This window comes from Terrabacter sp. Root85, from assembly GCF_001429185.1.
Classification (GTDB): Bacteria; Actinomycetota; Actinomycetes; order Actinomycetales; family Dermatophilaceae; genus Terrabacter.
The window spans coordinates 837,868-850,031 of record NZ_LMIW01000008.1 but is presented as its reverse complement, the minus strand read 5'-3'; the positions used below and the strand labels follow the sequence as shown (position 1 = coordinate 850,031).

Below are 12,164 nucleotides of genomic sequence, written 5' to 3'. Positions count from 1 at the left end.
AGCGTCAGGGACGTTGGACCTGGGCTCGGCCGACCGGTCGGGCCACAGCCGCACCGGCGCACCGCGACCGGCGCACGACCGAAGGGGTGTCGTGGGCGCCGAGCTCATCCCCATGGCCTTCACCACCGGGTGGGGCAGCGGCATCAACGCGTACGCCGTCGTGCTCGTCCTCGGTCTGGCCGACAAGATCTTCAACCTGAGCCAGATCCCGAACGCCCTGGCTCGCACCGACGTGCTCATCGGGGCGGGCGTCCTCTTCGTCGTCGAGATGCTCGCCGACAAGATCCCCTACGTCGACTCCGCCTGGGACTCCGTGCACACCGTCGTCAGACCGGCCGTGGGGGCGACGATCGGCTACCTCATCGGCCACGACACGGCGAGCCTCGACGCCGCCGTGGGCGCGGCGACCGGTGGTGTCACGGCCCTCATCTCGCACGGGATCAAGGCCGGGCTGCGCGCTGCCGTCAACACCTCCCCCGAGCCGGCGAGCAACGTCCTCGTCAGCACCACCGAGGACGTGACCGTCACGGGCGTCACCGCCCTCGCCATCGCGCACCCGTGGTGGGCCGCGGCCATCGCCCTGCTCTTCCTCGTGCTCGGCGCGTTCCTCGTCTACAAGCTGGCCGCACGCATCCGCCGCTACAAGCGCCGCTACGACGCGTGGGGCGAACGCGTCGGCATCGCCGTGCCCTCCGAGCGCCGGGAGCGCCGGGAGCGCCGGGAGCGCCGGGAGCGCCGCGGGACCGCTGCGCCACCGCCGCCGTCGGCCCGGGCCGACGAGCGTCTCGAGCGACCCTTCGACCAGGAGACCTGACCGCCCGGCCCGGTGAGCGCCGGCCACCCCCGGACCTGGGCCCCCACAGGTCCGCAGACCTCTCACAGGACCTCCCCACCCTGACGAGGGTGGGGACACAGGGCTGTTGCCGACGGTGGACACAGCTGGCACGAGGCCAGCCCATCGAAGGAGTGGAACGCATGAAGAACAAGACCATCGCGCTGGCAGGCGCCGGCATCGTGGCCGCGTCGGCGCTCGCGCTCGGCGGGGCCGCCCTCGCGAGCGCGGACGAGACGGGTGCCACCGGCACCGCCACCAGCTACGGCCAGCTCGGCGAGGGCCCCCAGGCCAACGGCAACACCAACGGCAACACCGACCCGAGCAAGCCGATGCGCTCCGACGAGACGCTGCTCACTGGCGACGTCGCCGCCAAGGTGACGGCGGCCGCCAAGGCCAAGGAGCCGACCGCGACGATCGAGCGCGTCGAGACCGACTCGGACGGCGTCTACGAGGCGCACATGGTGCGCACCGACGGCACCCACATCACGGTGCAGGTCGACGCGTCCTTCGCCGTGACGGCCGTCCAGGAGGGCGGACCTGGCGGGTCGGGCGGACCCGGCGGCCGTGGCGGTGACCACGACGGCGACGGCCCCCAGGGCCAGTCGGGCCAGCAGGGCGAGGCCCCGGCCTCCCCCAACGGCACCGCCACCCCGTCGAGCACCACCTGACCGACCCGGTCCACGCACCGGACGGCCGGCCCTTCCCTGGGGGCCGGTCGTCCTCGTGTCGTCGGGCTGGCCGCACCTGCCGCCGGTGGGCCCCTCGTCCTCCGAGTCTCCGCGCCGGTCAGAGGTTGCCGAAGACCTCGAGCGTCGCCGACGACCGGTTCATCGTGATGAAGTGGATCCCGGGAGCACCCTCGTCGAGCAGGCGGCGCGACGACTCCGTGGCGATCGCCATGCCCTCGGCCCGGACCCCGGCGGCGTCGTCGCCGTGCCGCTCGAGACGGTCGGTGACCGCCGTCGGCATCGGCTGCCCCGCGAGCTGCGCCATGCGCACCACCTGACGGGCGTTGGTGATCGGCATGATCGCCGGGACGACGGGCAGACGCGACCCGCGCCGGGCGAGCTCGTCGCGCAGCCGGAGGTAGTGGTCGACGTCGAAGACCATCTGGGTGATGGCGAACTCGGCGCCGGCGCGCTCCTTGCGGATCAGGGTCTCTGCGTCCTCGCTGATGTCGCCCGACTCGGGGTGGCCGTCGGGGAAGGCCGCGACACCGACGGTGAAGTCGCCGAGCCCCCGGACCAGCGCGACGAGCTCGTCGGCATGGTCGAGGCCCTCGGGGTGCGCCACCCACGGCTGGCCGAGGCCGCCCTGGGGGTCACCGCGCAGGGCCAGGATGTTGCGGACCCCCGCGGCGGCATACGACCCGACGATGCCGCGCAGCTCGGCGACGGAGTGCCCGACGCACGTCAGGTGCGCCATGGGCGTCAGCGAGGTCGCCTCGAGGACGCGCTGGGTGAGCCGGACGGTGCGGTCGCGGGTGCCGCCGCCGGCGCCGTAGGTGATCGAGACGAAGCTCGGCGACACCTTCTCGAGGCGTCGGATGGCGTCCCAGAGCTGCGCCTCGGACGCGTCGTCCTTGGGCGGGAAGAACTCGAAGCTGTACGTCGGGGTGTCGGCCTCGATCATCGCCGGGATGGACCGCGTGAACCGCTCCGCCCGCGCCATCGAGGATGCCGTGCCGTGTGCCATGCCGCACACCATAAGCCGCGCGCGTCCGCGGTGTCCGGGCTGTTCACGGGCCCACCCGCGCGCCGCGTAGGCTGACCCCGATTCCCGCGACTCGATGGAGGACCCCGTGCAGACCCCCACCGACCTCGACGTGCTGCGCCGTCGGGTGCAGCAGGCGATCGACGGGCAGATCGCCGGGGCCACGCAGTCGCTGGCCGCGATCGGCGAGGAGACAGCCCCGCTCGTCGCGGCCGTGTCCGGCCTGCTGACCGGCGGCAAGGGTCTGCGCGCCGGCTTCCTCTACTGGGGCTACCGCGCCGCAGGTGGCGCCGACTCCGACGCGCTCGTGCGCCTGGCCGCGAGCATGGAGTTCTTCCAGGGCGCCGCCCTGCTCCACGACGACGTCATGGACCGCAGCGACACGCGACGGGGTATGCCATCCGCGCACCGTGCCGTCGCCTCGCTGCACCAGGCGCGTGGCTGGGCGGGTGACGCCGACCGCTTCGGCGAGGGCACCGCGATCCTCGCGGGCGACCTGTGCCTCACGTGGTGCGACGAGCTCTACGCGACGTGCGGCCTGCCCGCCGACGAGCTGGCCCGCGGCCGTCAGCTCTTCGACTCGATGCGCACGCAGCTCATGGGCGGCCAGTTCCTCGACCTGCTCGAGTCCGCCCGCGGCTGGGACGGGCTCGACCTCGACGCCCGGGTCGCCTCGGCGCGCAAGGTGATCCGCTTCAAGAGCGCGAAGTACACCATCGAGCACCCGCTGCTCATCGGGGCGCTCGTCGGCGGCGCGCCGGACGGGTCGCTCGCCCCCCTGTCGGACTACGGGCTCGCCCTCGGGGAGGCGTTCCAGCTGCGCGACGACCTGCTCGGCGTCTTCGGCGACCCCGAGGCCACCGGCAAGCCCGCGGGTGACGACCTGCGCGAGGGCAAGCGCACCGTGCTCGTGGCCCACGCCCTCGACGCGGCGTCCGACACCGACCGTGACACGGTCGAGAGCCTCCTCGGGCGCGACGACCTCGAGCTTGCCGGCGTCGAGGCGATCCGCAGGGTGCTGCTCGACACCGGGGCGGTCGACCGGGTCGAGAGCCTCATCGCGACCCTGGCCGACGAGGCCTGCCGCGCCGTCGACCGGGCCCGGGCGACGGGCTCCTACGACACGTCGGCGCTCGACGTCCTCGAGGCGCTCGTCGCGGTCTCGACGGCCCGCCGGTCCTGACGACCCGGCCGGACGGCATACGCCCTCGGCCCGTCAGGACGCGTCAGGACGCGCCAGGACGCATCAGTACGCGTCAGAAGGCGAGCTCCTGCGCCCGGCGCCGGATCTCGGTCTTGTGACCGGCCAGCATGGCGTCGATGGGAGCGCCCTCGACGGGCAGCGTCTCGTCGGGGGTGTGCAGCCACTCGATGATCTCGTCGTCGTCCATGCCACCGTCGGCGAGCACGGTGAAGGTCCCGCGCAGCTCGGGCCGCGGGCCGGTCTCGTCGAAGAACTTCGCCGGGATCGCGACGACGCGCCGCTCACCGATGCGGGCAGCGAGCACCTCGCGGTCGGCGATGAGCTGGCGCACCTGCGACAGCTGGAGACCGAACCGCTCGGCGGCGTCGGGAACGGTCAGCCACTCCCCGACGAGCGACTCGAGGTCACGGGTGGTGGGCACGTCGGGCTGCTGCTCAGGGGTCTCGCTCACAGGACGAGAGTCTGCCACCGTCCCGACCGGTCCGCGCACACCGCCGACCGAGGCGTGCTGGAGCAGACCGGGACGAATTACACGGGTGTATTTATACTTTAGTGCTCAATTATGCGCTATCGTCACAGGCGCCACTCCGCTCACAAGCGTCACACAGCACCTCACAACACCGCAGCAGCATCACAACACCCTCCAGTACCTCACCGAACCCCTTCCGAACGCCCCTCCACGCTTCTCGAACTCAGCTCGGGCTCCAGGAAAGGACTCCACCCCATGCCCTTCGCCGACGTCGCCGCGCTCGCGCTACCCGCACACGCCGCCGTGGCCCCCGTGGCCGCCACCCCGTGGAAGACCGTCACGGTCCGCCCGGGTGACACGATCTGGCACCTCGCCCTCGCCAACCACACGACCGTCCAGGCGATCGTCGAGAAGAACCGGCTCACCGCACGCGGATCGGTGATCCACCCGGGGCAGAAGCTCCTCGTGCCCGGTCGCCCCTCGGCGACCCCGGCCCGGTCCGCCGCGTCGACGGCGTCAACCGTCCGCCCGGCGAGCACGACCGCCACCGTCATCCACGTCGTGCGTGCGGGCGAGACGATGAGCGGGATCGCCAAGCGCTACGGGGTCTCGCTGACCAAGCTCCTCGCCGCGAACCGGCTCCCCAACGCAGGACTCATCTTCGTCGGGCAGCGGATCAGCGTGCCGGGTGCGAAGGCACCGGCCACCCCGACGCCGTCGGCGCCCAAGCCCTCCACCCCGACGCCCTCGAAGCCGGCGACGGGACCGACGACCCCGAGCGGTGCCGGCACGATCTACGTCGTCAAGGCGGGCGACAGCATGAGCGTCATCGCACAGCGCTACGGCGTCTCGCTGACCAAGCTGCTCGCGGCCAACAAGCTGGCCGACGCGGGCCGCATCTACGTGGGCCAGAAGATCGTCATCCCCGGCACCGTCTCGGCCCCCGCGCCCACGACACCGGCCCCCGCCCCGGCCCCCGCGCCGGGCTACCAGTACCCCAGCAAGACCGCGCAGGCCGTCGCCGAGAGCAAGGCGAAGCTCGCGGCCATGGACGTGCCCAGCCGCACCGACACCGCCGCGATGATCCGGGCGACCGCGACCCGCCAGGGCGTCGACCCGAAGCTCGCTCTCGCCATCGGCTACCTCGAGTCCGGGTGGTACCAGCGCGCCGTCTCCTACACCAACGCCGTCGGCGTCATGCAGCTCATGCCGGTGGCCCAGACGTGGGCCTCGCAGCTCGCGGGCCGGACGCTCGACCGTTACGACACGCAGGACAACATCACCGGAGGCGTCCTCATCATCCGCGCCCTGCAGGCCAGCGCGGACTCGCGCGAGCAGGCCATCGCCGGCTACTACCAGGGCCTCTACTCGGTCCGCACCAAGGGCATGTACGAGGACACGAAGCGCTACGTGGCCAACGTCATGGCCGTCTACGACCGCCTCTGACGGGGTGCCGCTCCGCGTCCCGAGCCGCCCGACGGGGAGGTCGCCGGACGGCCCCTCGGGCGCGGAGCGCAGGCGGAGGTCTCGCGGTGCGCCTGACCGGCGCGCCCATCGGGGCGGGCAGCGCGCCCGCACTGCGAGACCCCGCCGCGGCTGGCCTGCACGGGATGCGCAGACCCAGCCCGTAAACTGCGGGGCGTGACGTCCAGCGTGGCGGACGCCCTCGTCGGTCGGGTGATCGACGGCCGGTACCGCATCCTCTCCCACCTCGCAGACGGAGGCATGGCCTCTGTCTACGTGGCGCTGGACGGACGGCTCGACCGGGAGGTGGCGCTCAAGATCATGCGCCCCGGCCTCGCCACCGACGACGTCTTCGTCGAGCGCTTCCGCGCCGAGGCCCGGTCCGCGGCCCGCCTGAGCCACCCCAACGTCGTGGCCGTCTTCGACCAGGGCGAGGACGACGGCGAGGTCTTCCTCGCCATGGAGCTCGTCGAGGGCAAGACCCTGCGTGACGTCATCCACGAGGAGGCGCCCCTCACGGCACGTGAGGCGCTCGCCATCCTCGAGCCCATCCTCCTGGCGCTCAGGGCGGCCCACGTGGCCGGCATGATCCACCGCGACGTCAAGCCCGAGAACGTCATCGTGCGACGCGACGGCGAGGTAAAGGTCGCCGACTTCGGCCTCGCGCGCGCGATCACCAACCAGGCCGCGACGAGCCAGACTGGCGTCCTGCTCGGCACGGTCTCCTACCTCTCCCCCGAGCAGGTCGAGCGCGGAGTCGCCGACACCCGCAGCGACGTGTATGCCGCCGGTCTGCTCCTCTTCGAGATGCTCACCGGGCGCAAGGCCGTCACCGGCGGCACTCCGATCCAGATCGCGTACAACCACGTCCACGGATCGATCGTCACGCCGAGCTCGGTCGTCCCCGGTGTCCCCGCCGAGCTCGACCAGCTCGTCGCCCGCGCGACGGCACTCGAGCCCGAGGACCGCTTCGAGTCGGCCGCCGCGTTTGTCGCTGCGCTGCGGGGGGTGCGCCGCGGCCTCACGGCCGACGAGCTCGACCGACGTGGCAACGCGGTCGCCACCGACCCCGCCACCACCTCGGTGCTGCCGTCCGTCTCGTCGACGACGCACCTGCCCGCCCCGGCTCGGCCGGAGCGGGCCGACCTGCCGAGCTCCCCCGAGCGCCACCGCACCCGACCCAACGAGGTCGGACGCGCGGCCCTCGCCGGGATGCCCGTCCACGACGACGGTCCCGCCCTCGAGCACACCGCAGCCATGCCGATCGACCGACGGGCCGGCCGCCGACGACGGTGGCCGCTCTGGCTCGCGGCCCTCCTCGTCGTCGGCGGTGTCGCGTTCGGAGGCTGGTGGTTCACGGCCGGACCGGGAGGCTCGACCGTCGTGCCGGCCGTGGTCGGCCAGCCGGTCGCTCAGGCCGAGGGCGCGATCGAACAGGCCGCCCTGACGGTCGAGACCGTCGAGGAGTTCTCCGAGGGCAGGGCCAAGGGCGTCGTGCTCCGCGTCGAGCCCGGCGCGGGGAGCGAGCTCGGCAAGGAGTCGACCGTCCGTCTCGTCGTCTCCAAGGGCAAGGAGCGGTATGCCGTCCCGAAGCTCGTCGGCGCCCGGCTCGGCGACGTCGGGGCGACCCTGTCACCCCTGACGCTCCGGCTCGGCGACCGCTCCGAGGAGTGGAGCGAGACGGTGGCCAAGGGAGTCGTCATCTCCCAGGACCCCGCACCCGGCGAGTCCGTCAAGCGCAGCACCTCGGTGTCCGTCGTCGTCTCGAAGGGGCGCGAGCCGATCGAGGTGCCCACGGTCACCGGCGCACCGTTCGACGCGGCCTCGGCAGCCATCACGAGGGCCGGGCTCACGGTGCAGCGCGGCGCGGACGTCAACAGCGACGCCGTGCCCGCCGGCCAGGTCGTCTCACAGTCACCCGACAAGGGCACGCTGCACCGTGGCGACGCCGTCACGGTCGTCGTGTCGAAGGGGCCGGTGCTGGTGCCCGTGCCCAACGTCGTCGACCAGCAGGACACCCCCGCCGAGAAGACGTTGACCGACCTCGGCTTCAAGGTCGACAAGCAGTACCCCTTCGGTGAGCTCTTCGAGAAGAAGGTCCGGGCCCAGGACCCCGCAGCGGGCACGCCCGTGCCCAAGGGCACGACGATCCACCTGACGATCGTCTGAGGCCGTCCGTGACACCTGCGGCGCGCACGCGCCTGGCCACCCTGCTCCTCGTCGCCCTCACCGCCGTGTGGGGCTCGACGTTCTTCCTCATCCGCGATCTGGTCGAGACCGTCCCGCCCGTCGACTTCCTCGCGGTGCGTTTCAGCCTGTCCGCAGTCATCATGCTTCTCGTGTTCTGGCGGCCGGTGCGGGCCCTGAGCCGTCGTCAGGTCCTCGTGGGAGTCGGTCTCGGCGCCCTCTACGGTCTGGCCCAGATCTTCCAGACGCAGGGCCTCGCGACGACACCGGCCTCCGTGTCGGGCTTCATCACCGGCACCTACGTCGTGCTCACCCCGGTCTTCACGGCCGTCCTGCTGCGCGAGCGCGTGGCCGGATCCACCTGGGCGGCAGTCGGGCTCGCGACCGTGGGCCTGGCCCTGCTCTCGCTCAACGGCTTCTCCGTCGGGGTCGGCGAGGCCCTCACCCTGCTCGCCGCCGCTCTCTACGCCCTGCACATCGTCGGCCTCGGCCGCTACAGCGCCTCCGAGATCGCGACCGGTCTGTCCGTCGTGCAGATGGTCGTCATCGCCGTGCTCTGCGTCCTCGGCGCCCTGCCCGGTGGCGTCGTCCTGCCGAGCGGGCCGGGCCAGTGGGCGTCGGTGCTCTACATGGTCGTCTTCGCCAGCATCCTGGCCCTGTGGGTCCAGACGTGGGCGCAGGCGCACATGCCGGCCACGCGGGCGGCCATCGTCATGACGCTCGAGCCGGTCTTCGCGGCGTTCTTCGCCGTGACCCTGGGCGACGAGACCGCGACGCTGCGGATGGTCATCGGCGGCGCGCTCGTGCTCACCGCGATGTACGCCGTCGAGCTCCTCGCGCGGCGGCGCCCGGGCGAGCTGCCCAGCGAGGCCCTCCACCACGAGGTCTGAGACCACCCACCCTCCCCACCGAACGCGGCGTTCGGTGGCGAAAGCGCTCTTCTACCAGTGAGTTCGGCACCGAACGCGGCGTTCGGTGCGGGGAGGCGTGCGTCCGGGTCAGGCGGCCTCGGGCGCCGCGCGCAGCAGGCCGGTGAGGACGTCGACCGCGACGTCGGTGCCGGCGTCGTCGACGTCGAGGTGCCAGACGAGACGCACGGCACCCGGCCCCACGGCATACGTCCTCACGCCGGCGGCGAGGGCTGCGTCGACGAAGGCGGCGGAGGTCCAACCGACCGCGGCCACCTCGACGATGACGATGTTGGTCTCGACCGTGGCCAGGTCGACGGCGCCGGGGGCGGCCTCCGCCATCGCCTCGGCGGCTCGTCGCGCCCGGGCGTGGTCGTCGGCCAGGCGCTCGACGTTGTGGTCGAGCGCGAAAAGGCCTGCGGCAGCGAGGATCCCGGCCTGCCTCATGCCTCCGCCGAAGCGCTTGCGCCAGATGCGCGACTCGGCCATGGCATCGGCCGAGCCCACGAGCACGCTGCCGACCGGAGCGCCGAGACCCTTGCTCAGACAGATCGAGACGGTGTCGAACTCACGGCCGTAGTCACCGACCGGCACTCCGGAGGCGACGTGCGCGTTGAAGAGCCGCGCCCCGTCGAGGTGCATGGCGACCCCGCGCTGACGCGTGACCTCCCGCGCCCGGCGGATCTCGTCGAGCGACTGCACGGTGCCGCCGCCGAAGTTGTGGGTGTTCTCGACGATCACGAGCGACGTGCAGACCTGGTACGGCCCGACGCCGGTGATCATGAGGGACGCGGCGTCGTCGGCGCGGAAGCGACCGCGCTCGGAGACCCAGGTGCGCGACGAGATGCCCGAGAGCACCGCGGCGGCCCCGAGCTCGGCCCGCACGACGTGGGCGAGCGAGTCGCCGATGAGCTCCTCGCCCGGCTTGACGTGCAGCCGCACGCCGAGCTGGTTGGCCATCGAGCCCGAGGGCGTGAAGAGCGCGGCCTCGTGCCCGAGCATCCCGGCGACGCGCTCCTCGAGGGCGCGCAGCGTCGGGTCCTCGCCGAAGACGTCGTCGCCGACCTCCGCGCGCGCCATGGCCTCGCGCATGGCCTCGGAGGGCCGGGTCAGGGTGTCGCTGAGCAGGTCTGCCCGGAAGGGACTCGTCGCCGCCACCGCTCAGGCCTGGCCGAGCATCTCGGCGACGAGGAACGCGAGCTCCAGTGACTGCTGGTGGTTCAGGCGGGGGTCGCACACGGACTCGTAGCGCTTCTCGAGGTCGGAGTCGATGATCTTCTCCGCGCCGCCGAGGCACTCGGTGACGTCGTTGCCGGTGAGCTCGACGTGGATGCCGCCGGGGATCGTGCCGAGGGACTGGTGCACCTCGAAGAAGCCGCGCACCTCCTCCACGATGTCCTCGAAGTCACGCGTCTTGTAGCCGGACGGGCTCTCGAAGGTGTTGCCGTGCATCGGGTCGCAGATCCACGTCACGGTGGCACCGGACGCCGTCACCTTGTCGACGAGAGCCGGCAGGGCGTCGCGGATCGTGCCCGCGCCCATGCGGGTGATGAAGGTCAGGCGGCCCGGCGTGCGGTTCGGGTCGACCGTGTCGATGAGGCGCAGCACCTCGTCGATGTCGGCCTTGGGCCCGAGCTTGACGCCGATGGGGTTGCTGATGCGCGAGACGAAGTCGACGTGGGCGCCGTCGAGCTGACGGGTGCGCTCGCCGACCCAGACGAAGTGACCGGACGTGTCGTAGAGACGCCCCGAGCGCGAGTCGATGCGCGTCAGGGGCCGCTCGTAGTCGAGCAGCAGCGCCTCGTGGGCGGCGTAGAACTCGACGGTGCGCATGGCGTCGAAGTCGGCACCACAGGCCCACATGAAGCGCATCGCCTTGTCGATGTCCTTGGCGATCTTCTCGTAGCGCTGGTTGGCCGAGTTGGCGACGAAACCACGGTTCCAGTCGTGGACGTGCCGCAGGTCGGCGAATCCACCGGTCGTGAAAGCGCGCACGAGGTTGAGGGTCGCCGAGCTCGCGTGGTAGGCCCGGACGAGGCGCTGCGGGTCGGGGATGCGGGCGGTCTCGTGGAACGCGAAGTCGTTGACCATGTCGCCGCGGAAGGCAGGCAGGGTCACGCCCTCGCGGGTCTCGACGGTCGAGCTGCGCGGCTTGGCGTACTGTCCGGCCATGCGCCCGATCTTGATGACGGGCACCGATGCGCCGTAGGTCAGCACCGCGGCCATCTGGAGGATCGTCTTGATGCGGTCGCGGATGTTGTCGGCCGTCGCGGAGGCGAAGGTCTCGGCGCAGTCGCCACCCTGGAGCACGAAGGCCTCACCCACGGCGGCCTTGGCCATCCGGTCGGTGAGGATGTCGCACTCGCCCGCGAAGACGAGCGGAGGATACGAGGCGAGGGTCTCGATCACCTCGGCCAGGGCAGCCGTGTCGGGCCAGGCAGGCTGCTGCTGGGCCTCGAGCTCGGTGGCCGCGGCCGTGAGGGCGGCGAGGGCCTCGGACCCGTCAACGGGTTCGAGGCCGGCATCGGCGGTGGCGGTCCTCGTGTTCACCCCGCCAGCGTAGACGTCGCACGGGGGTGCCCCCGCCCGGGTCCGCATCCCGAAACCTTCGAGCGCCGCGGTCGCTCCACCGAGGACGTATGCCGTCCGGGCGGCGGAGCCGGGTCAGCCCGGGTCGATGCGGTCACGTCGGGTCGGCGAGGTCGAGACCGCGCTCCATCGCGAAGCGGACGAGCTCGACGCGGTTGTGCATCTGGAGCTTGCCGAAGATGTTCTGCACGTGGTTCTGCACGGTGCGGTGCGAGAGGAACAGTGTCGACGCGATCTCCTTGTAGCCCATGCCCGTCGCGACGTACTTGAGGATCTCGGTCTCGCGGTCGGTCAGCTCGGGGACGGGTCGCTCCGGGGTGCCTCCACCCGCGGCCTTGACCCGCCGGAACTCGCCGAGGACGAGGCCGGCGAGGCCGGCGGTGAAGACCGGCTCCCCCGCGGCCGTGGCCCGCACCGCGGCGAGGAACTCCTCACGTCCGGCCGACTTCACGAGGTAGCCGAGCGCGCCGGCCTTGACCGCGTCGAGGACGTCCTGGTGGTCGCCGCTCGCCGAGAGGATGAGGATGCGGGTCGGCACCTGGGCCGCGGCGAGGGCGGCGCAGACCTGGGCGCCGGACAGGCCCGGGAGGTTGAGGTCGAGGACGAGGACGTCCGGCACCGTGGCCCGGGTCCTCGCAACCGCCGACCGGCCGTCGTCCGCGGTCGCGAGGACCTCGAAGCCGGCGTCGGCGAGGTCACGGGCGACGGCGTCGCGCCACATCGGGTGGTCGTCGGCGACGACGACCCGGATGTGCTCGGGCGGCGTGCTGCTCCCCTGCTGCGGCATGGCGTCCT

The 12,164-nt window shown here is 72.3% G+C and carries 11 protein-coding genes; 6 read left to right on the top strand and 5 right to left on the bottom strand.

Annotated features, from left to right (window positions below; translation table 11 throughout):
- Window positions 1-91: 91 nt before the first annotated feature.
- Complete coding sequence (locus ASE25_RS10440; RefSeq protein ID WP_056825201.1) at window positions 92-814, top strand: DUF4126 domain-containing protein; 723 nt, start codon at window positions 92-94, stop codon at window positions 812-814.
- A 161-nt stretch (window positions 815-975) separates the two neighbouring features.
- The gene (locus ASE25_RS10435) at window positions 976-1,503 is read left to right on the top strand and encodes a hypothetical protein (protein WP_056781067.1); all 528 of its coding nucleotides are present in this window, start codon (window positions 976-978) and stop codon (window positions 1,501-1,503) included.
- Window positions 1,504-1,621: 118 nt separating this feature from the next.
- Here ASE25_RS10435 and ASE25_RS10430 read toward each other — a convergent pair whose 3' ends face one another.
- Window positions 1,622-2,530 carry a methylenetetrahydrofolate reductase gene (locus ASE25_RS10430; protein WP_056781276.1) on the bottom strand — a complete coding sequence of 303 codons (909 nt, stop codon included), beginning with the start codon at window positions 2,528-2,530 and terminating at the stop codon, window positions 1,622-1,624.
- Between the two features lie 94 nt (window positions 2,531-2,624).
- On the opposite strand from ASE25_RS10430, the gene ASE25_RS10425 reads away from it, so the two are divergent.
- A complete protein-coding gene (locus tag ASE25_RS10425; RefSeq protein WP_056781069.1) occupies window positions 2,625-3,731 on the top strand; it encodes a polyprenyl synthetase family protein in 1,107 nt (368 codons plus the stop codon).
- 73 nt (window positions 3,732-3,804) lie between these two features.
- Here the strand turns inward: ASE25_RS10425 and ASE25_RS10420 are convergent, their stop codons facing one another.
- Complete coding sequence (locus ASE25_RS10420) at window positions 3,805-4,203, bottom strand: Rv2175c family DNA-binding protein (RefSeq protein WP_056781073.1); 399 nt, start codon at window positions 4,201-4,203, stop codon at window positions 3,805-3,807.
- 273 nt (window positions 4,204-4,476) lie between these two features.
- Here ASE25_RS10420 and ASE25_RS10415 point away from each other — a divergent pair, with 273 nt between their 5' ends.
- From ASE25_RS10415 to ASE25_RS10405, 3 genes are all read left to right on the top strand, one after another.
- Window positions 4,477-5,667, top strand: coding sequence for a lytic transglycosylase domain-containing protein (locus ASE25_RS10415; RefSeq protein WP_056825199.1), 1,191 nt, complete (start codon window positions 4,477-4,479; stop codon window positions 5,665-5,667).
- A gap of 195 nt (window positions 5,668-5,862) precedes the next feature.
- Window positions 5,863-7,854: a Stk1 family PASTA domain-containing Ser/Thr kinase gene (gene pknB / locus ASE25_RS10410; protein ID WP_235508627.1), complete on the top strand. Its 1,992-nt coding sequence runs from the start codon at window positions 5,863-5,865 to the stop codon at window positions 7,852-7,854.
- Between the two features lie 8 nt (window positions 7,855-7,862).
- A complete protein-coding gene (locus ASE25_RS10405; RefSeq protein WP_056825192.1) occupies window positions 7,863-8,762 on the top strand; it encodes a DMT family transporter in 900 nt (299 codons plus the stop codon).
- A gap of 108 nt (window positions 8,763-8,870) precedes the next feature.
- Here ASE25_RS10405 and ASE25_RS10400 read toward each other — a convergent pair whose 3' ends face one another.
- The 3 genes from ASE25_RS10400 to ASE25_RS10390 all read right to left on the bottom strand — a co-directional run bounded on the left by ASE25_RS10400 (window position 8,871) and on the right by ASE25_RS10390 (window position 12,156).
- Window positions 8,871-9,938 (bottom strand): low specificity L-threonine aldolase, encoded by a 1,068-nt coding sequence (locus ASE25_RS10400; RefSeq protein WP_082622800.1) that lies wholly within the window; start codon window positions 9,936-9,938, stop codon window positions 8,871-8,873.
- A gap of 3 nt (window positions 9,939-9,941) precedes the next feature.
- Window positions 9,942-11,378 carry a class II 3-deoxy-7-phosphoheptulonate synthase gene (locus ASE25_RS10395; protein ID WP_056781083.1) on the bottom strand — a complete coding sequence of 479 codons (1,437 nt, stop codon included), beginning with the start codon at window positions 11,376-11,378 and terminating at the stop codon, window positions 9,942-9,944.
- 85 nt (window positions 11,379-11,463) lie between these two features.
- On the bottom strand, window positions 11,464-12,156 hold the full coding sequence (locus ASE25_RS10390; RefSeq protein WP_056781283.1) for a response regulator transcription factor: 693 nt from the start codon (window positions 12,154-12,156) through the stop codon (window positions 11,464-11,466).
- Between the last annotated feature and the right edge of the window lie 8 nt (window positions 12,157-12,164).

Bases quoted from the DNA above. Each gene is read 5' to 3' on its own strand.
- ASE25_RS10395 (WP_056781083.1), bottom strand. From the start codon at position 11,378: ATGCGGACCCGGGCGGGGGCACCCCCGTGCGACGTCTACGCTGGCGGG.
- ASE25_RS10415 (WP_056825199.1), top strand. From the start codon at position 4,477: ATGCCCTTCGCCGACGTCGCCGCGCTCGCGCTACCCGCACACGCCGCC.
- ASE25_RS10430 (WP_056781276.1), bottom strand. From the start codon at position 2,530: ATGGCACACGGCACGGCATCCTCGATGGCGCGGGCGGAGCGGTTCACG.
- ASE25_RS10435 (WP_056781067.1), top strand. From the start codon at position 976: ATGAAGAACAAGACCATCGCGCTGGCAGGCGCCGGCATCGTGGCCGCG.
- ASE25_RS10425 (WP_056781069.1), top strand. From the start codon at position 2,625: ATGGAGGACCCCGTGCAGACCCCCACCGACCTCGACGTGCTGCGCCGT.
- ASE25_RS10390 (WP_056781283.1), bottom strand. From the start codon at position 12,156: ATGCCGCAGCAGGGGAGCAGCACGCCGCCCGAGCACATCCGGGTCGTC.